13 protein-coding genes are annotated in these 19435 nt (G+C 64.7%); 9 read left to right on the forward strand and 4 right to left on the reverse strand.

Features of this window, described 5'->3' with window-relative positions; genetic code table 11:
• Nucleotides 1-38 precede the first annotated feature (38 nt).
• Nucleotides 39-1319 carry a 5-aminolevulinate synthase gene (gene hemA / locus L610_RS05750; protein ID WP_024849117.1) on the forward strand — a complete coding sequence of 427 codons (1281 nt, stop codon included), beginning with the start codon at nt 39-41 and terminating at the stop codon, nt 1317-1319.
• 81 nt (nt 1320-1400) lie between these two features.
• On the opposite strand, the gene mscL is transcribed toward hemA, so the two are convergent.
• Together mscL and L610_RS05760 are read right to left on the reverse strand one after the other, a co-directional pair.
• Nucleotides 1401-1823, reverse strand: coding sequence for a large conductance mechanosensitive channel protein MscL (gene mscL / locus L610_RS05755; RefSeq protein WP_024849116.1), 423 nt, complete (start codon nt 1821-1823; stop codon nt 1401-1403).
• Between the two features lie 104 nt (nt 1824-1927).
• Nucleotides 1928-5485, reverse strand: coding sequence for a peptidoglycan-binding protein (locus tag L610_RS05760; RefSeq protein ID WP_024849115.1), 3558 nt, complete (start codon nt 5483-5485; stop codon nt 1928-1930).
• A gap of 443 nt (nt 5486-5928) precedes the next feature.
• On the opposite strand from L610_RS05760, the gene L610_RS05765 reads away from it, so the two are divergent.
• The 6 genes from L610_RS05765 to L610_RS05790 all read left to right on the forward strand — a co-directional run bounded on the left by L610_RS05765 (nt 5929) and on the right by L610_RS05790 (nt 14178).
• The gene (locus tag L610_RS05765; protein ID WP_371712961.1) at nt 5929-6372 is read left to right on the forward strand and encodes a MerR family DNA-binding transcriptional regulator; all 444 of its coding nucleotides are present in this window, start codon (nt 5929-5931) and stop codon (nt 6370-6372) included.
• Between the two features lie 238 nt (nt 6373-6610).
• A complete protein-coding gene (locus L610_RS05770) occupies nt 6611-8401 on the forward strand; it encodes an acyl-CoA dehydrogenase C-terminal domain-containing protein (RefSeq protein ID WP_024849113.1) in 1791 nt (596 codons plus the stop codon).
• 226 nt (nt 8402-8627) lie between these two features.
• A complete protein-coding gene (locus L610_RS05775; protein WP_024849111.1) occupies nt 8628-9800 on the forward strand; it encodes an acyl-CoA dehydrogenase family protein in 1173 nt (390 codons plus the stop codon).
• Nucleotides 9801-9832: 32 nt separating this feature from the next.
• Nucleotides 9833-11041 carry an acetyl-CoA C-acetyltransferase gene (locus L610_RS05780; RefSeq protein WP_024849110.1) on the forward strand — a complete coding sequence of 403 codons (1209 nt, stop codon included), beginning with the start codon at nt 9833-9835 and terminating at the stop codon, nt 11039-11041.
• A 206-nt stretch (nt 11042-11247) separates the two neighbouring features.
• Nucleotides 11248-13464, forward strand: a complete 2217-nt coding sequence (locus L610_RS05785; RefSeq protein WP_144703338.1) for a 3-hydroxyacyl-CoA dehydrogenase NAD-binding domain-containing protein — start codon at nt 11248-11250, stop codon at nt 13462-13464.
• A gap of 168 nt (nt 13465-13632) precedes the next feature.
• Nucleotides 13633-14178: a thioesterase family protein gene (locus L610_RS05790; protein ID WP_024849108.1), complete on the forward strand. Its 546-nt coding sequence runs from the start codon at nt 13633-13635 to the stop codon at nt 14176-14178.
• A 1073-nt stretch (nt 14179-15251) separates the two neighbouring features.
• Here L610_RS05790 and L610_RS05795 read toward each other — a convergent pair.
• Nucleotides 15252-16253, reverse strand: a complete 1002-nt coding sequence (locus L610_RS05795; protein ID WP_144703341.1) for an oxygenase MpaB family protein — start codon at nt 16251-16253, stop codon at nt 15252-15254.
• A gap of 125 nt (nt 16254-16378) precedes the next feature.
• On the opposite strand from L610_RS05795, the gene L610_RS05800 reads away from it, so the two are divergent.
• Nucleotides 16379-17005 (forward strand): helix-turn-helix transcriptional regulator, encoded by a 627-nt coding sequence (locus L610_RS05800; protein WP_024849106.1) that lies wholly within the window; start codon nt 16379-16381, stop codon nt 17003-17005.
• Between the two features lie 11 nt (nt 17006-17016).
• The gene (locus L610_RS05805; protein WP_024849105.1) at nt 17017-17751 is read left to right on the forward strand and encodes a thermonuclease family protein; all 735 of its coding nucleotides are present in this window, start codon (nt 17017-17019) and stop codon (nt 17749-17751) included.
• Here the strand turns inward: L610_RS05805 and L610_RS05810 are convergent.
• Nucleotides 17740-19398 carry a lysine--tRNA ligase gene (locus tag L610_RS05810; RefSeq protein ID WP_024849104.1) on the reverse strand — a complete coding sequence of 553 codons (1659 nt, stop codon included), beginning with the start codon at nt 19396-19398 and terminating at the stop codon, nt 17740-17742. The two genes, L610_RS05805 and L610_RS05810, sit on opposite strands and share 12 nt — an antisense overlap.
• Nucleotides 19399-19435 lie beyond the last annotated feature (37 nt).

Genomic DNA, 19435 nt, shown 5'->3' on the forward strand with positions numbered 1-19435 from the left:
TGGTACTATTTTCCGGCCGCATTTCTTAGGAAAGCGAAATGAATTACCAGCGATTTTTCGAGGAAGCGATCCGTCAACTCCACGAGGAGCGGCGCTATCGCGTGTTTGCCGATCTGGAACGGATTGTGGGCCGCTTCCCGCAGGCGATCTGGCGCTCCGAAGGCGAGGCGCGCGAGATCACGGTCTGGTGTTCCAACGATTATCTCGGCATGGGCCAGCATCCGGACGTCATTGCAGCGTCGCAGAACGCGACCGGGAACATGGGTTCCGGCGCGGGCGGCACGCGCAACATCTCCGGCACCAACCACCCGCTGGTCGAGCTTGAGCTTGAGCTCGCCGACCTGCATGGCAAGGAAGCCGGCCTCGTCTTCACCTCGGGCTTCGTCTCCAACGAAGCTGCGATCTCGACGATCGGCCGCCTGCTGCCGAACTGCCTGATCCTCTCCGACGAGCTCAATCATGCCTCGATGATCGAGGGCGTGCGTCGCTCGGGCGCGGAGAAGAAGATCTTCCGCCACAACGACGTTGCGCATCTGGAAAGCCTGCTGCAGCAGGCTGGCAACGAACGCGCCAAGCTGATCGTGTTCGAGAGCGTGTACTCGATGGACGGCGACGTCGCCCCGATCAAGGAGATCGCGGACCTCGCCGACAAGTACAACGCGATGACCTATATCGACGAAGTGCACGCGGTCGGCATGTACGGCGCGCGCGGCGGCGGCATCACCGAGCGTGAGGGCCTCGCCCACCGCATCGACGTCATCGAGGGCACGCTGGCCAAGGCCTTCGGCGCGCTCGGCGGCTACATCACCGGCACCCGCGAAGTCATCGACGCCGTGCGCTCCTACGCGCCGGGCTTCATCTTCACGACCGCCCTGCCCCCTTCAATCGCCGCAGCGGCGACCGCCTCGATCCGTCACCTCAAGACGTCGCAGGTCGAGCGCGACGCGCAGCAGCGCCAGGCGCAGCGGACCAAGGACGTTCTGTCGGCTGCCGGCCTGCCGGTCATGCCGTCGCAGACGCACATCGTGCCGGTGCTGGTCGGGGATCCGGAGCTCTGCAAGATGGCGAGCGACCGTCTGCTCGCCAAGCACAACATCTACATCCAGCCGATCAACTACCCGACCGTCCCGCGCGGCACCGAGCGCCTGCGCATCACGCCGACGCCGTGCCACGACGACAAGCTGATCGAAGTACTTCGCGACGCGCTGGTCGAGACCTGGACCGCGCTCGGCATTCCCTTCCGCGACGCATCGGCTCCGAGCGAGCCTGCCCGTTCGGATCGGGTCGTTCCGCTGGTCGTCTCCAAAGCCGGCGGCTGATCCGACCCTTCATGTTTGCCTCCCAAGCAAAAAGCCCCGGTGCATCGCGCCGGGGCTTCTTCTTTGTCTGTTAGCCGGAGCTTACTTGCGGGCCAGCAGGTCGCGAATTTCCGTGAGCAGCTGGACGTCGGCGGGCGGCGGAGCTGCCGGCTCCTCGGCCTTCTGGCGCTCGAGGCGGCGGCGCATCGTGTTCACGCCCTTGACCATCAGGAAGATGATCCATGCCAGGATCAGGAAGTTAATGACGACGGTGATGAAGTTGCCATAAGCGAACACCGCGCCCTGCTCGCGCGCAGCAGCAAGCGAGGTGGCGGTAACGTTGGAAGACAGCGGCAGGAAGTAGTTCGAGAAATCGAAGCCGCCAAAGATCGCGCCGACGATCGGCATGATGATGTCATCGACCAGCGATGAGACGATCAGGCCGAACGCACCGCCGATAATCACGCCGACGGCAAGGTCCATGACGTTGCCCTTGGCGATAAATTCCTGAAATTCCTTGAGCATCATCTCCCTCCTGGAGAATGAGTGTTTGCGAATCATCGGCAGCGGGGGCAACCGACGGTCGTTAAGATAGCAAAGTTGGCGTCTCGCTTACCATATGGCGCGCGTCAGGCACCCTTGGCGTCGCGCTTTGCCAGAAGGGCGCGCACCAGCGGCTCGTCGACCTCGCCGGTCGGCTGTATGCCGTTCGCCTTCTGGAAGGCCTTGATGGCATCCTTGGTGCGCTGGCCCATGACGCCATCCTCGACGCCGGCATCAAAGCCCTGCAAATTCAGGATGCGCTGGATGTTGCGCACCGCCTGCTTCATGTCGATGCTGGCGGTCGTCTCGTGGCCGGTGGTCCAGCTTTCGGGAATTTCAACCGTGTTCGCCTCGGGGTCGATCTGGCGCTGTTGCCAGAGTTCGGCCGAATTGCGTGCGCGCTCCAGCGCCTCAGGCTTCATCACCTTGGCGACCTCGTCGCGCTTTTCGGCAGCGTCCTTGTCGCCCTGGCGGGCAACGATGTCGAACCACTTGTAGGCATCCTCGAGGTTCTGCTTCATCCCGACGCCCTTGGCGGCGAGAATGCCAAGGTTGAACTGGCTGTCGCGCACTCCGAGCTCGGCTGCTTCGAGGAACCAGCGCGCGGCCGACTCATGGTCGCTGACGCCATCGGCGCCCATCGCGAACAGGACGGCGAGGTTGTGCATGGCGCTGGCATTGCCCTGCGCTGCGGCGAGCTGGTACCAGGTCTTTGCCCTCGCGACGTCGCGCTCGACGCCAATACCCTTCTCATAAAGATTGCCGATCCGGTACTGAGCCGGTGCAAGGCCAGCGTCAGCCGCCTGCTCATACCACTTTGCCGCCTCGGCCATGTCAGCGGGAACGCCCCTGCCCTCGGCATAGCGGCTGCCGATCTCGAACAGAGCCTTCGGGTCGCCGGAAGCTGCGGCCTCGCGCAGTGCGACCGGGCCGATGGCATCCGGGATCGCGGCAAGCTGCTCTTCGGTCGGCTCGGCTGGAATATCGATCTCTTCCACCGGCTGGGCAGCAACGGCAACCGGCCCCGGCATCGGCTGCGATGCGTTCGGATCAAGCCAGGCCATCTCGTCCTGCTTCGGCGCCTCCGCAACCGGCTCAACCGTCGTTTCGGCCCGCTCTGGGATGGCGGCGACCGAACCTTCGACCGGAAGTTCCCGGTTGATCGTCGGCGTGCCGGCGGCTTCCGCGTTGTCGGTGCCTTCAGCCGGGACGTTCGCCTGGAAGGCGTCCTCGCTCTCGTAGGCGGCCTGGTCGACGACCTCGCCACCGCCCATGAAATTCTTGCCGATCTGCAGCGCGAGCACCGTGATCGCGAGCAGCGCGACGCCCATCAGCAGCGGCTTGCGGCTGCGGCCAAGGATGCGGCTCACGGCAGAGCCTTCCTTCGCAGGCTTCTCGGCAGCGGCGGCCTTCGCTGTGTTGCCCGCCTCGGCGGCGGCAGCCTGTGCGGCACGGCGCGCGGCGGCGATGAAGTCCGCCTTGGCAATCTCGTTGTCGGCTGCAGATCCCGTACCGCCCTTGTTGCCGCGAACGCGCTTCATGATCGCGTTGAGGTCAGGCGCGCCCGAACCCGGCGCCAGCGGCTCGTTGACGATCCTCGGATCGATCGCGGCATCGATTTCAACCGTCGGCGCGGCGAACTGCTGCTCCATGACAGCCGTCGGCGAGGGCTCAGCGATGTCGGCCTCGTCCTTGCCGCCCTTGCGGCCCAGCGCCTTCGTCAGGCCCGACAGCACCGACTTCTTGCCGGTATCCTTGGCGACAGCCTCCTCGCGCGCGGCCTGGATCGCAGCGGATGCCTTGGCAGCAGCCGCAACCGCCACAGCAGGCTCAAGCGCCAGTTCTTCCTCGACGGGCGCAAAAGCGGGGGTCTCGGCAATCGCGGCGCGCACGCGCTCGCGCTGCTCGCCGTTGCCGCCCTCATGTGCGGCTTCAAGCATGCTGAGGCGGTCGACGATCTTCAGAAGCGTGTCGTGGATCGCCTCGAAGGTCTTCGTGTTGCGATCCTCGGAGCGTCGCGCAAGCGCTTCCAGCGTCTTCAGGTCGTCGGTCAGCGAGGCGATGACGGCGTCGTTGGCCGCGCTCGTCGGCGCGATGTTGCGCACCGCCTCCTCGGCCGCCAGACGCGCGGCCTCGACGACGAGACGACGGTTCTCCTCGATCGTATCCTCGATGCGGTCGAGGCGCGGATTTATCTGCGAGAGATCGGGGCTCGAGATCTGGGAAGCGAGGCCGGCGATCTGCGCCTCGAGGCTGCGGATCAGTTCGGGATCAACACCCGGCGCCGGCTGTGCGGCGACCTGCTGGCGCTCCAGCCGGCTCGCAAGTTCCGCGAAGCGGTCGTCCATTGCCTGGAGCAGATGCTCGCTCTGGACGAAATTTGCGTTGGTCTCGCGTTCGCTGAGGCGCGAAGTGACATCCCCCAGACGGCGTTCGAGATCGCGGAACAAGGCCTGCCCCTGCTCCTGCGCATCCTCGTGGCGCTGCTCCAGCATCGCGGCAAGCGTCGCGAAGCGGCGGTCGATGCCCTCGAACACGGCATCAAGGTCCGGGCCAGCCGGCGTCTCATCGAGCTTGCGCGAGATGATGTCGATCTGGCCGGCGAGCCGGTTGACGATTTCGTCCGGCATGTCGACGCGGCGGGCGATCTCCTCGACGCGATGGCCGAGGTCGGCGAGCTGGCTTGCAAGCGCATTGGCCGGATTGTCCTCGACCACCGAGCCCAGCTGGCGCGCGAGCGACGAGATGCGGGCCTCGATGCGCTCGAAGGGCTCCGGATCGAACGATACCGAATTGGCGGTGACGGCGGTCGCGGCGACCGCGCGCGAAATCTCGTTGAGGCGTTCCTCGATTGCCTCCAGCGCTTCGGAACTGATCCGGTCCTGCTGGTGGGTGAACTGGTCGACTGCCGAGGAGAGGATCTTCATCTTCTCTTCGAGCGAGCGCAGCGTAACCGAACTCGGCAGCCGCTCGATCAGGCCGGCGATCTCATCCACACGCATGCTCAGGGCCTGCAGGGCCGCGTCATCGGCCGGATTGCGCTGCGGCGCGGTGAACTTCTGGGCAATGTCGTTCCAGCGACGGTCGAACTCGTCCCAGCGGCGATCGAAGGACTGGATCGTCTCTTCGCGCGCAAGCTTGCCGAGGGCGCCCTTCACCTCCTCCATCTCCTGCCGAAGCAGGTTGATGTGGCGGTCGTCGCTCTGCTCGGCGAGATGGTGGATCATGCCGGAAAGGCGCTCGAACTCGGCGCGGAGCTCCGCGGCGTGCTGAGAGTTGCCGCTGCCGCGCAGCGCATGTTCGATCTCGTCGCGCAGTGCGGCGAACTCGCGGCGCAGGCCCGTGGTCATTTGCGTGCGCACTTCCTCGCGCAGCGAACGCAACTCGTCGACCATGCGCTCATCAGTGCGCGGCGCCGCGCGACGGGAGAGTTCATCCCAGCGGCGTTCAATGGCTTCATCATGCGGCGCATCACGGAAAGGGCGATCACGGTCGGAACTCCTTCCGCTTTCACGGAATTCGGACGGACGCCTGATCCGGCTCTCCAGCTCGTTCAGGGTCTCATTCAGCTGCTCGAGCGAGGTGCTCGGGCGACGACGCCGGCCTGCATTTATCGAATCCAGATAAGAGCGCCTGTTGTTCATCGACACGTCCGCTGCCGCCTTGCTGACCGGATATCCGGCGCGTTCCCAAACCTAAGCCCTGGAGACGCCGGAACTTGCGCAAGCCGTGCTTGGCCAGGCGTCATCCCCCGACGAATCCCCCGATGATAAATCCGTGATCAACAACAGACAAAATCACACGGATCACCGATGCCCGCACAATCCACTGCACATGGTAAACAAGCCGTTAACCAAGGTTGCTAAGCCGCTACGTGATATTCTTGCATCCGCAATTTTTTACGTGTTAAAAATTTTGTGACCGTGCGACTTCATTTCGCACTTGCAGCATAATTTCCGTGGGAATATATGCCCGCGCAATCGATGCGGTTAACGCCGGTCGGGCAGTGAGCCGGATGCCTTTCGCCCCAAGGACATCCAAGTTTGCGTTCCGCAGCCATGCGGGCGCGAGTACGGGGAATTGTGAAATGATGAACATGATGCCGGCCAGCGAAAGCGTGGCCAATACGGCTGATGTTGCCGAAACCTATATCCGTATCGGTGACATGGCTAACCTGTTCGGCGTGACGTTGCGCACTCTTCGTTTCTACGAAGACAAGGGCCTGATCTCGCCGAAGCGTGAAGGCAATACTCGTCTTTACTCGCGTCGTGACGTTTCGCGTCTCAAGTTGATCATGCTGGGCCGCAAGGTTGGTTTCTCGCTCCGCGAGGTCAAGCAGATCATGGACCTCTACGACCCCGAGGGCCGCAACATCAAGCAGCTGCGTACGCTGATCGACAAGTCCGAGCGCCAGATGGTCAAGCTCGAGAAGCAGCGCGAAGCGATCGAGGAAGCCATGAGCGACCTCCAGAACGCCCTGGACGACTGGCGTTCGGTTCTCGCATCGCGCATGCAGGCGCAAGCTGCATAAGTTTGATCCCCCACCCGATCAGACAGTTCTTGAAGGGCCCGCCGCCGCGCGGGCCCTTTTTTCTTGCCGGGATTCTTCCCCGCTCACCCAATTTTCCTGCCTGGTCGAACAGATCTCCCAATGAGCCAGCGCACAACTCCAAAGTGACGTTTACGCAAACGTCAAAATCCGCTAAGTTCCCGCCCGACGCGTAGTGCCGCCACGTTGCGGCGCGCACCAATGGGATCAGGAGGATTTGATGACGATCTACAAGGCGCCAGTTGCAGACACCCTTTTCGTTCTCAACGACGTGCTTGGCTACGAGCGCTATTCAAATCTTCCCGGGTTCTCCGACGCCTCGGCCGACCTTCTCGACGCCATTCTCGGCGAGGCCGCGAAGCTTGCGGAAAACGTCATCCATCCGCTGAACCAGGTCGGCGACCGCGAGGGCTGCATTCGCCATGAGGATGGCTCGGTCACGACGCCGAAGGGCTTCAAGGAAGCCTACGACCAGTATCGCGAGGGCGGCTGGATGTCGCTCGCAATCCCGGCCGAGTTCGGCGGCCAGGGCCTGCCCTATACCGTCCACACCGCCGTCGCCGAGTACATGTCCTCGGCCAACATGGCGCTGATGATGTATCCGGGCCTCACACAAGGCGCGATCGCCGCGATCATCGAGCACGGCTCGGACGAGCAGAAGCAGACCTACGTTCCGAAGATGGCCGAGGGTGTGTGGACCGGCACGATGAACCTGACCGAACCGCACTGCGGCACCGACCTCGGCCTGCTGCGCACCAAGGCCGTGCCCAACGGCGACGGCTCCTACAAGATTTCCGGCCAGAAGATCTTCATCTCGGCCGGCGAGCACGACATGAGCGAGAACATCATCCATCTCGTTCTCGCACGCATCGAAGGCGCGCCGGAAGGCACCAAGGGCATCTCCCTCTTCATCGTGCCGAAGTTCAAGCTGGATGCGAACGGCAACCCCGGCGAGCGCAACTCCGTCTCCTGTGGCTCGATCGAGGAGAAGATGGGCATCCACGGCAACGCCACCTGCGTCATGAACTATGACGAGGCGGAGGGTTACCTGCTTGGCGCCGAGAACGGCGGCCTCAAGGCGATGTTCGTGATGATGAATGAGGCGCGCCTCGGCGTCGGTCTGCAGGGCCTGTCGATCGGCGAGATCGCCTACCAGAACGCCGTCGCCTACGCGAAGGAGCGCCTGCAGGGCCGCTCGATCTCGGGCGTCAAGGCGCCGGAGCAGAAGGCCGACCCGATCATCGTCCACCCAGACATCCGCCGCAACCTCATGAACATGCGCGCCTTCAACGAGGCCGGCCGAGCGCTCATCCTCTGGACCGCGCTGAAGTCGGATGTGGCTCACCGCTCCGGCGACGAGGCCGACCGGCAGGCGGCTGAAGACCACCTGGGCCTGATGACGCCGATCATCAAGGGCGTGCTGACCGACAAGGGCTTCGAGCACGCCGTCATGGCGCAGCAGGTCTTCGGCGGCCATGGCTACATCGAAGAGCACGGCATGAGCCAGTTCGTGCGCGATGCCCGCATCGCCATGATCTATGAGGGTGCCAACGGCATCCAGGCGCTCGACCTCGTCGGCCGCAAGCTCGCCATGAACGGCGGCCGCGCCGTCCAGTCCTTCTTCAAGGAAGTCGGCGAGTTCTGCGAGCAGTACCGCAGCGACGAGAAGATGTCGCCCTACACCAAGGGCCTCAAGAAGGGGCTCAACGACCTGCAGGCGGCCACCATGTGGCTGATGCAGAACGCGATGCAGAAGCCGGACAATGCGGGCGCCGCCGCCACCGACTACCTGCACCTCTTCGGCCTCGTCGCCCTCGGCTACATGTGGGCTCGCATGGTCAAGGCCGCGCAGGACAAGATTGCCGAAGGCGCCGGCAGCGCGATCCACGAGCACAAGCTGGTCACCGGCAAGTACTTCATGGACCGCATCATGCCGGAGACGGCCGCCCACCTCGCGGGCCTCTCCTCAGGCTGCGATTCGATGATGGCTCTGCCGGAGGATGCGTTTTGATCGGTTCCGCCACCCTCTCCCTCCCCCTTGAGGAGAGGGTGGACAGCCGCCGCAGGCGGCTGGACGGGTGGGGTTGCCTCGGAAGCGCGTCAACGCTTCTATGCAAATCCCGCTCGGGGAGGATTGGGACGATGCCACGCACGCGTGTCAGTTTCGAAATGCGCCAGAAGGCGCGGCCGCTTCGCGGCCACCCTCCCCTCAAGGGGGAGGGAAAGGAAGAAGGCATATGAATACAAATCCCGCGACCGTTCTCAATCTTCCCAAGCCCGCATGGGCGGACGAGGAAGTTGGGATGCTCTACGACATGGCCACCCGCTTCTTCGAGGCGGAGATCGTGCCGCATTACGAAGAGTTCGAGAAGAACGAGATCTTCGATCGCGAGAGCTGGCTGAAGGCGGGCGCGAACGGCCTCCTGTGTGCCTCAATGCCGGAAGAGTATGGCGGCGCGGGCGGCACCTTCGCGCATGAGAGCGCGATCCTCGAGGCGATCAGCCATGTCGGCGTCGACGGCTTCGGCATCGGCCTGCACAGCGCGATCGTCGCGCCGTACATCCTCCACTACGGCACCGAAGAGCAGAAGAAGAAGTGGCTGCCGAAGATGGCGAGCGGCGAGCTGATCGGCGCCATCGCCATGACCGAGCCGGGCGCGGGCTCCGACCTGCAGGGCGTCAAGACGCGCGCGGTCCGCGAAGGCGACTTCTACCGCATCAACGGCTCAAAAACATTCATCACCAACGGCCAGCTCGCCAACCTCATCGTCGTCGTCGCCAAGACCGACCCCGAGAAGGGCGCCAAGGGCACCTCGCTGATCGTCGTAGAGACCGATGAGGTCGAGGGCTTCGAGCGCGGCCGAAACCTCGACAAGATTGGCCTCAAGTCGAACGACACGTCGGAACTCTTCTTCAATGACGTGCGCGTGCCGGCGTCGAACCTCATCGGCACCGAGGAAGGCCAAGGCTTCGTCCAGCTGATGCAGCAACTACCGCAGGAGCGCCTGCAGATCGGCGCGACCGCAATCGCCATGTGCGAGCGGGCGCTGGCGCTGACCATCGACTACGTCAAGCAGCGCAAGGCGTTCGGCAAGCAGATCATCGACTTCCAGAACACCCAGTTCAAGCTGGCCGAGCTCAAGACCGAGATCACCGTTGGCCGCGTCTTCTACAATGACTGTGTCGCGCGCCACGTTCGCGGCGAGCTCGACACCGCCACCGCCTCGATGGCGAAGTACTGGCTGTCCGACTTGCAGGGCAAGGTCGTCGACCAGTGCCTGCAGCTGTTCGGCGGCTATGGCTACATGAACGAATACCCGATCGCCCGCATGTTCCGCGACGCGCGCGTCCAGCGGATCTACGGCGGCACCAACGAGATCATGAAATTGCTGATCGCCCGCACGCTCTGAGCGGTGCGGCCGGCAAACCAAGGGAGAGACTGATGGCAGACGCATTTGTCTATGACGCGGTGCGCACACCGCGCGGACGCGGAAAGAAGGACGGGGCACTCCACGAGGTGCCGGCCGTCCGCCTCGCGGCGAAGACGCTGGAGGCGATCCGCGACCGCAACGGCCTCGACACCTCGACCGTCGACGACATCATCTTCGGCTGCGTCGATCCCGTCGGCGAGGCCGGCTCCGTGATCCCGCGCTCGGCCGCCTTCGAGGCCGGCTACGACAACAAGGCGCCGGGCATGCAGATCTCCCGCTTCTGCGCCTCCGGCCTCGATGCCATCAACCTCGGTGCCGCCAAGATCGCCGGCGGCCTCGACGAGATCGTCATCGCCGGCGGCGTCGAAAGCATGAGCCGCGTCGGCATGGGCATGTCGGGCGGCGCCTGGTTCATGGACCCGTCGGTCGGCCTGCCGGGCTACTTCGTGCCGCAGGGCGTCTCGGCCGACCTCATCGCCACCAAATACGGTTTCTCGCGCGACGACGTCGACGCCTATGCTGTTGAGAGCCAGCGCCGCGCCGCGCACGCCTGGGAGAACGGCTACTTCAGCAAGTCGGTGATCCCGGTGAAGGACCAGAACGGCCTCACCATCCTCGACCGCGACGAGCACATGCGCCCCGGCACCGACATGCAGTCGCTCGCCTCGCTCAACCCGTCCTTCGTGATGCCGGGCGAGATGGGCGGCTTCAACGCGGTCGCCATCCAGCGCCACCCGGAAGTCGAGGCGATCAACCACGTCCATCACGCCGGCAACTCGTCGGGCATCGTCGACGGCGCGGCCGCCGTGCTGCTCGGCTCCGAGACCGCCGGCAAGACGCTTGGCCTGAAGCCACGGGCGCGCATCCGCGCCTTCACCAATATCGGTTCGGAGCCGGCGATCATGCTGACCGGCCCGGTGGATGTCACCCACAAGCTGCTCGACAAGGCGGGCATGACGCTCTCGGACATCGACCTGTTCGAGCTCAACGAAGCCTTCGCCTCGGTCGTGCTGCGCTACATGCAGGCATTCGAGATCCCGCACGACAAGATCAACGTCAACGGCGGCGCGATCGCCATGGGCCATCCGCTCGGCGCGACGGGTGCGATGATCCTCGGCACCGTCCTGGACGAGCTGGAGCGCCGCGACCTCAACACCGCGCTCGTCACGCTCTGCATCGGCGCGGGCATGGGCACCGCGACCATCATCGAGCGCGTCTAGCGCGGTTACCCTCCCCCTTGAGGGGAGGGTCGGCGCGGCAGCGCCGGGGTGGGGACCTCGGGGCCACGCTCGACGCAGTTCGACGCAGTTCTTGGAGGCAGGCGCGGGATCCGGATACCCCACCCGGCTCGCTTCGCTCCCACCCTCCCCTCAAGGGGGAGGGAAACCGCGGCCCGGCCGCAACCGATTTCGAGGAGGAACTCTCCATGGCCAACTACACCAACTTCACCGTCGAGACCGACAGCGACGGCATCGCGCTCGTCACCTGGGACATGCCCGACAAGTCGATGAACGTCTTCACCGAAGAGGTGATGGACGAACTCGAGCAGATCGTCGACCAAGTCACCGCCGACGAGGCCGTCAAGGGCGTCGTCTTCACCTCCGGCAAGGAGACCTTCTCCGGCGGAGCGGACCTGACCATGCTGCAGAAGATGCTCGCCCTGTACGAGCAGAAGAAGGCCACGAACGAGCAGGAAGCGATCCAGTTCCTGTTCGACAATGCCGGTCGCATGACCTGGCTGTTCCGCAAGATCGAGACCTCCGGCAAGCCGTGGGTATCGGCGATCAACGGCACCTGCATGGGCGGCGCGTTCGAACTCTCGCTCGCCTGCCACGGCCGCGTCGCCGCCGACAGCGACAAGGTGAAGATGGCGCTGCCTGAAGTGAAGGTCGGCATCTTCCCCGGCGCCGGCGGCACCCAGCGCGTGATGCGCCTCACCGACCCGCAGTCGGGCCTGCAGATGCTCACCTCCGGCCAGAACCTGACGCCCAAGAAGGCGAAGAGCATGGGGCTGATCCACGAGATCGCCGCGCCCGACCAGCTGATCGAGGCCGCCAAGGCGATGATCAGGAATGGCCTCAAGCCGGTCCAGCCGTGGGACGAGAAGGGCTTCAAGCTGCCGGGCGGCCCGGTCTATTCGGCCGCTGGCGCAAACCTCTGGCCGCCGGCAATTGCCATCCTGCGTCGCGAGACCTACGGCAACTATCCAGGCGCGGCCGCGATCCTCAAGGCCGCCTATGAGGGCCTGCTGGTGCCGTTCGATACCGGCCTTCGCATCGAGCAGCGCTACTTCACGCAGATCCTGCGCTCGACCGAAGCGCGGATGATGATCCGCTCGCTGTTCGTCTCGCTGCAGGAGCTCAACAAGGGCGCGCGCCGTCCGCAGGGGATCCCCGAAACGAAGTTCACCAAGATCGGCGTCCTCGGCGCCGGCTTCATGGGCGCGGGCATCGCCTTCGTCACCGCCAAGGCCGGCATCCCGGTCGTCCTGCTCGACCGCGAGATCGCCTTTGCCGAGAAGGGCAAGGCGCATTCGGCCGGCCTGATGGACGCTGCCATCAAGAAGGGCCGCGCAACGGCGGAAGAGAAGGAACAGCTTCTCTCTCTCATCACGCCCACCGTCGACTACAAGGATCTCGAAGGCTGCGACCTCGTCATCGAGGCCGTGTTCGAGGATTCCGAAGTCAAGAAGGGTGCGACCGAGCAGACCGAGGCGGTCATTGCCGAGAGCGCGATCTTCGCCTCCAACACCTCGACGATCCCGATCACTTCGCTCGCAAAGAACTCGTCGCGTCCGGCCAATTTCATCGGCATCCACTTCTTCTCGCCGGTCGACAAGATGATGCTGGTCGAGATCATCCTTGGCGAGAAGACGGGCGAGAAGGCGATTGCCACCGCGATCGACTATGTCCGCGCGATCAAGAAGACGCCGATCGTCGTCAACGATACCCGCGGCTTCTACGTCAATCGCTGCGTCCTGCGTTACATGGCTGAAGCGTTCCAGATGGTCATTGAAGGCGTCCCGCCGGCGATGATCGAGAACGCCGCGCGCATGGCCGGCATGCCCGTCGGCCCGTTGGCGCTGACCGACGAGACCGCGATCGACCTTGCCCAGAAGATCATGAAGCAGACGATCCGCGACCTCGGCGAAGGCGCGGTCGACCCCGAGCAGTTCAAGCTCATCAACACCATGGTCGACACTCACGGCCGCCTCGGCCGCAAGAACGGCAAGGGGTTCTATGAATATCCGGAAAAGCCGGCGAAGAAGTATCTGTGGCCGGATCTCAAGACGCTCTACCCGCAGCAGGACGCCGACAAGATCGACGTCGAGGAGCTCAAGCAGCGCTTCCTCGTCACCATCGCGCTCGAAGCAGCGCGCGTGATGGAGGAAGGCATCGTCACCGACCCGCGCGAGGCCGATGTCGGCTCGATCCTGGCCTTTGGTTTCGCGCCGTACACCGGCGGCACGCTGAGCTACATCGACGGTATGGGCGTGAAGAAGTTCGTCGAGCTCGCCGCGCGCCTTGAGGGCAAGTACGGCGCGCAGTTCAAGGCGCCGCAGCTGCTCCACGACATGGCGGCGAAGGGCGAGACCTTCTACGAACGGTTCAACCCGTATCCGAACGCCGACAAGGCCGCGTAAGGCGCGGCTTACCTCATCTCCGCTTTGCCCGTCCCCCTCCCGGGGGCGGGTCACGCCGGTTGACGGGACCGGCGTTCCTGACCAAAGGACCAGCGAGAGCTTTCCCCTGCAGGGGAAGATCCGCCGGCCAGGGCGGCCCTGCCCGCCCCTTCCGAAAGGTTGACGAGAATGTATGTCTGGCTCCGCCTTGCACGGATGATGGCGACGGCCAGGTCGCGCGGCACCTACCGGATCGGCGGCGAGAGCCGGCTTGCGTTCCGCTGCCTGCCGACCGACATCGACTCCAACATGCACCTCAACAACGCCCGTTACATGATGCTGGCGGACGTTGGCCGCATCGACATCTTTGCGCGGGCTGGCCTGCTGAAGCTCGCGCGCCAGAACAAGTGGGCGCCGATGATGGGCGGCCTGCAGGCCGTTTACGTGCGGGAAATCCGGCTCTGGACGAAGTTCGAGGTGGTCTCGACCGTCGAGACCTGGGAGGATACGCAGGTCATCGGCCGCCACCGCTTCGTGCTGGAGGACGGACGAACCGCCGCCCTCGTCATGACGACCGCCGGCGTCTACGACTTCCGCAACCGGCAGTTTTTGAAGATCGACGACCTTTTTAACGCGCTCGGCGAAACCGCCCGCCCTCGCCCGCCAAGCGAGGAAGAGCGCATCTTCATGGCCTCGCACGCTGGGCTCAGGCAGCTGGCGAAGGGGGCGGTGTAGGGAAGCAGGGGCTTAGGGGTGTAGGGGTGTAGGGGCTTAGCAGCGCAAGGGGCAGGCCTTCGGCTGCTGGGCACCATCTCTGACGGCCACCGCAGAGGACCTAAGAAGCGGCAGCATCCGGATAAGGTGGCTCAGCTGCAAGGGTTGGTGAGTGCGGGGTCGCTGCGAGAATCGCGACCGCCTCATCGGCCTTTTTCGTGGAAACCCCTCAGTGCCGCCGCCGAATGAAGCGCCCAGGGGAAACATTACTGGCCCGCGCTCTACGAGCCCCCTCCGGCGCTTCGCGCCACCTCCCCCATAAATGGGAGAGGATCCGGGTCGTGCAGGTGGAAATTACGGCCCCTCAACTGCAAGCTTGGCCGATCACCAATGCATCAGGTCAGGAAAACCCACAGCGCTGCTGAAGCACTCGGCCTGAGGATCCTCCCCCATTTATGGGGGAGGGGGACCATGCGAAGCATGGTGGAGGGGGCGTGACGGAGCGCGGCGGCGGAGGCGGGCCACCGACCTGCCGGTCCCGGCTTTTTTTTCGTGCCCCCTCAGCCCCGCCCCCGAATGAAGCGCCCAGGGGAAATACTACTGCCCGCGCTCTACGACCCCCCTCCGGCGCTCCGCACCACCTCCCCCATAAATGGGGGAGGATCCGGAGGCCGTGCCTGCTGCTACGCCTCGTCCACTCATCGGCGTTCAGGCATGGATCGTCGGGTCAAGCCCGACGATGACGAGCTGGGAGGTGTACGCTTCTGCTATCCGCGTCCTGCCAACTGAAGCTGCAATGGCTCACGGGCGTCAACGACTATCCCTTCCCCCATCCCATCGTCATCGTCGGATCAAACCCGACGATGACGAAGCTGGGACGTGTGCGCTTCTGCTATCCGCGTCCCGCCAACTGAAGCAGCAATGGCAAGCTCTGCCGCCGCCGGCCATCCCTCCCCGTCTTTCCCATCGTCATCGTCGGGCCTGACCCGACGATCCATGCCTGAACATTTCCTCTCCACCAGCGGTGGGTGGTTTGCGCTTACCAGCCTAAGCCAAGAGGGTTTGCCCCTTGCAGGGCGCGCTCATTAAACACCTCACCCCCTCCCCGACCCCGACGTCGCCCTCAGCGCCGGGGGCGGGGTAAAGTCGGGCAGCGCGTCCGGGATCCAGTGGTAGAGATAGTCGGCCGGCAGGCCGAGGCGCAGGCACGATTGCGCCGGCGGCAGCGAGGGAAGTACCAGTCGATCGGCCATCGAGCCCGCCTGCCGCAGCAGGTTCTCCTCCCCAAGCCGCATGCGGTAGCGGTGCGGCAGGCCGAGCATGTGCTGCACGTCCTGCGGCACCAGCGCGACGGCTGCCCGCACCATCGAGCGCTGCAGCGGGCGCAGCACGGCCGGAAACGCCTCCGCTTCGGATACCAGCCACAGGAACTCGTCGATGATCGCCGACGGCTCGAGCCGCGGCTTCATCTCGGCGAGCATCTTCTCCCAGCCGGAAAGCGAGGTCGGCGTGTTCCGCGCGCCATAAAGACGGCCCGGCACCAGCGCCTCGGCGAAAGCCTGCGAGATTTCCTCCGCGCTCAGCTGCGAGACATAGCGGCTGTAGGCCATGGTGAAGCCGAAGGTGGCGGTCGCCTGCACCCAGTCGAGCAGATCGGGATCGTTCGCCTTATAGCTTCGGCCATCGGGCGTGGTGCCACCGACGCGGTCGTGCTGGCGCACGACGCCGGCGATCATCTTTTCGGCGCGGCTCCTGGCGCCATAGACGGTGATCATCGCCGCAAGGCCGGTGCGCTGCAGACGTCCGACGGTGTCCTTGCGAAAGGACGAGTGCTCCCACACGCCCGTGCGCACGGCAGGTTCGGCAAGTTCGAGGATCACTGCAGCAACGCCGCCGATGAACAAGGAGATCGGGTTCTTGAAGATACGCCACGACACCGAGTCCGGCGGCAGCAGCGCCTCCTCGCCGAGCGGCTGGCGGAAGTCGAAGCGCGGCGCGCCGTCGGGCTGCATCAGGCGCCGTCCGACGCGATCGAGCTGGCTTTCAAGCGGCAGAAGCAACAGTCTCGGCAAGGCCGAGCCATGGATCTTTCTCATGCGGGGCTTCCTCCTGAGGGTTAAGAAATCCCCCGCCGAAGTTTTCGTTCCCCCTCTTCTGGACCCCGCCCGATCAAGGTTGTAACCTCTTGAAAAGGCAATTTTCCTGCTCCGACGGATGAGCCATGCTTTCGCATCACCAGTTATGGGCAGCGATTGACGCCCTTGCAGAAATGCATTCGCTGACTCCCTCGGGTCTGGCGCGGCGGGCGGGGCTGGATGCCACCTCATTCAACAAGTCGAAGCGAACCTCGCCGGACGGCCGCCCGCGCTGGCCGTCGACTGAATCTCTTGCAAAGATCCTGAGCGCGACTGGTGTTACCCTGGACGAAATGGTCTCGCTCATCAGCGGCAGCGCCAGCAAGGGGCAGACCGTGCCTCTGATCGGCTTCGCCAAGGCCGGTGCTGGCGGCTATTTCGACGATGCCGGCTTCCCGCAGGGCGAAGGCTGGGAAGAAATCGCGGTGCCGCCGGGAACGCCCGAAGGCTCCTATGCGCTGCAGGTGCAGGGCGACTCGATGCTGCCGCTCTATCGCGACGGCGACATCCTGATCGTCGATCCGTCGGCCAGTGTGCGCAAGGGCGACCGGGTGGTGGTGCGCACACGCGGCGGGGAAGTCACCGCAAAGCTGCTCGCAGCACGCACCAGCGAGGCGGTTGAGCTCGTCTCCCTCAATCCCGAGCATCCCAACCGCACCATCCCAATGCGGGAGGTCGAGTGGATCGCCCGGATCATCTGGGCAAGTCAGTAACAGGTGACGTCATGCGCCCGCTCGCCATCGGAGTAGGTCTGGCCGGACTGGTCGGCGCAACCGCAATCTTCCTCGCGCATCCCACCGTGCCAACACCGGGCGCTTCCGCTAATGAGACCGTCACGGCCGCGCCGGAAGCGCCGGCGGAACCAGCCGCCAGCGCAACAGCTCAGGCGCCGAAGGCGCAGCCGAACATTCAGGTGCGGCCGGCGAGCCCGGACCTCATCACCATCCCCGTCCTGTCGCCGCAGGAGCTCGAGCGGATCGAGCCGCCGAAGGAAGTCCAGGTGGCGCAGGCCGGGCCGTCGGAGCAGAAGCCAACGCTGCTGCACCGCCCGGTGGCGACGAGCTCGGGTGAGTTCACTTCGAAGGACATCACGGTGCGGCTCGCCGGCATCGTTCCGGTCGGACCGGACGAGGAATGTGAGGCCGACGGCAGGAAGTGGCCGTGCGGCATCCATGCCCGCACCGCCTTCCGCAACTGGCTGCGCGGGCGTGCGCTGAGCTGCGTGCTGCCGGCTGAAAGCTCCGGCACGGTCGTTGCCGGATGCCAGCTCGGAAAGCAGAACCCGGCCGAATGGCTGGTCGCGCAGGGCTGGGCACACGCGGAAGCAGGCGGCCCATATGCCGAACTCGAAGAGGAAGCCAAAAAGCAGAAGCGGGGCATCTTCGGCCCCGCTCCCTTCGTTCCTGCTGTGCCGGCAGCGACCTCGCTGCCGGAAGTTTCCCAGCCGTCAGGCGACTAGCTCGCCAGCCAGCGCCTTACCGATCAGAGCCCGGGTGTTGTCGATTCCGTAGAGCGCGGCGAACGAGCCGAAGCGCGGGCCGCGTTCCTGGCCGATCAGCACCTGGTAGATCATCTGGAAGAACGCCACCGACACGCCCGGGCCGCCGTCCGGACCCTTCTTGTTGTGGTCCTGGTAGCGCTCAATTGCGCGAGCAACGTCGAGGGCCGCGTTCTGGATCGTCTCGCCGTCCGCGTCGGCTGCAAGCGAGCCGAGCTTCTCCGACAGCGCCTTGAGTGCGTCCGCCTCGACCTCGTCCGCCGCACGGAACACCTTGGTCGGCTGCACGAAGTCATTGAAGTAGCGGATCGCATAGCCGACGAGGCGGTCGAGCTCCGGATGGGTTTCCGGCGTGACACCCGGCGCATGACGCGAGATGAAGCCCCACAGCACCGACGGCTCGTGCGCGTTCGACGCGCTGACGAGGTTGAGCAGCAGCGCGAAGGAGACCGGCATGTCGACCACCGGCACGTTGCCGCTGTGGATGTGGTAGACCGGGTTGCCGAGGCGCTCCTTCCAGTCCTGGCGGTGATAGGCCGACAGGAAGGTATAGTACTCATCGACGGCGCGCGGGATGACGTCGAAGTAGAGCTTCTTCGCCGTGCGCGGCTTCTGGAACATGTAGAGAGCAAGGCTCTCGGTCGGCGCGTAGGTCAGCCACTCGTCGATGGTCAGGCCATTGCCCTTCGACTTGGAGATCTTCTCGCCATTCTCGTCGAGGAACAGCTCGTAGACGAAGTGCTCCGGCGGCTGCCCGCCCAGCGCCTTGCAGATGGCGTCGTACACGCCCATGTTCGGGCCGTGGTCCTTGCCGAACATCTCGAAGTCAACGCTGAGCGCTGCCCAGCGAGCGCCGAAGTCCGGCTTCCATTGCAGCTTGACACTGCCGCCGAGGATCGACTGCGTGACTTCCTCGCCGTCCGGATCGTCATAGGTGATAGTCGCGTTGACCGGATCGACCTTCTTGATCGGCACGTAGAGCACCTGGCCGGTCTTCGGCGAGATCGGCAGGAACGGCGAATAGGTCGCGCGGCGCTCTTCGCCGAGCGTCGGCAGCATGATCGCCATGATGTCGTCATAGCGCTCAGCGACGCGGCGCAGGATGTCATCGAAGCGGCCGGACTTGTAGTAGTCGGTCGCGCTCGCAAACTCATAGTCGAAGCCGAACGTGTCGAGGAAGCGGCGCAGCATCGCATTGTTGTGATGCCCGAAGCTCTCGTAGTCGCCACCGAACGGGTTCGGCACCGAGGTCAGTGGCTTGTGCAGGTGCGGCTCGAGGAACGAGCGGTCCGGCACGTTGTCCGGGATCTTGCGCATGCCGTCCATGTCGTCCGAGAACGACAGGAGGCGCGTCGGCACCTTGTCTTCGGTCAGAACGCGGAAGGCATGGCGCACCATGGTCGTGCGTGCCACCTCGCCGAAGGTGCCAATGTGCGGCAGGCCAGACGGGCCATATCCGCTCTCGAACAGCACAGCTTCCGGCCAGTCGCGACCCTCATAGCGTTTGACGATCTTGCGAGCCTCCTCGAACGGCCACGCTTTGCTTTCGCGTGCCGCGGCAAGGATTTCCGGCGTCACATGAATCGAATTCGATCGCGAAGAACTCATTTCTGGCTTTCCATGAGGGTTTGGCGGCACTCTGCAC

This window comes from Aminobacter sp. J44 (assembly GCF_007829415.1).
Taxonomy (GTDB): domain Bacteria; phylum Pseudomonadota; class Alphaproteobacteria; order Rhizobiales; family Rhizobiaceae; genus Aerobium.

Coding starts and splice junctions, on each gene's coding strand:
- hemA (WP_024849117.1), top strand. CDS start 39: ATGAATTACCAGCGATTTTTCGAGGAAGCGATCCGTCAACTCCACGAG.
- L610_RS05760 (WP_024849115.1), bottom strand. CDS start 5,485: ATGAACAACAGGCGCTCTTATCTGGATTCGATAAATGCAGGCCGGCGT.
- L610_RS05775 (WP_024849111.1), top strand. CDS start 8,628: ATGAATACAAATCCCGCGACCGTTCTCAATCTTCCCAAGCCCGCATGG.
- L610_RS05805 (WP_024849105.1), top strand. CDS start 17,017: ATGCGCCCGCTCGCCATCGGAGTAGGTCTGGCCGGACTGGTCGGCGCA.
- mscL (WP_024849116.1), bottom strand. CDS start 1,823: ATGCTCAAGGAATTTCAGGAATTTATCGCCAAGGGCAACGTCATGGAC.
- L610_RS05810 (WP_024849104.1), bottom strand. CDS start 19,398: ATGAGTTCTTCGCGATCGAATTCGATTCATGTGACGCCGGAAATCCTT.
- L610_RS05800 (WP_024849106.1), top strand. CDS start 16,379: ATGCTTTCGCATCACCAGTTATGGGCAGCGATTGACGCCCTTGCAGAA.
- L610_RS05785 (WP_144703338.1), top strand. CDS start 11,248: ATGGCCAACTACACCAACTTCACCGTCGAGACCGACAGCGACGGCATC.
- L610_RS05770 (WP_024849113.1), top strand. CDS start 6,611: ATGACGATCTACAAGGCGCCAGTTGCAGACACCCTTTTCGTTCTCAAC.
- L610_RS05765 (WP_371712961.1), top strand. CDS start 5,929: ATGATGAACATGATGCCGGCCAGCGAAAGCGTGGCCAATACGGCTGAT.
- L610_RS05780 (WP_024849110.1), top strand. CDS start 9,833: ATGGCAGACGCATTTGTCTATGACGCGGTGCGCACACCGCGCGGACGC.
- L610_RS05795 (WP_144703341.1), bottom strand. CDS start 16,253: ATGAGAAAGATCCATGGCTCGGCCTTGCCGAGACTGTTGCTTCTGCCG.
- L610_RS05790 (WP_024849108.1), top strand. CDS start 13,633: ATGTATGTCTGGCTCCGCCTTGCACGGATGATGGCGACGGCCAGGTCG.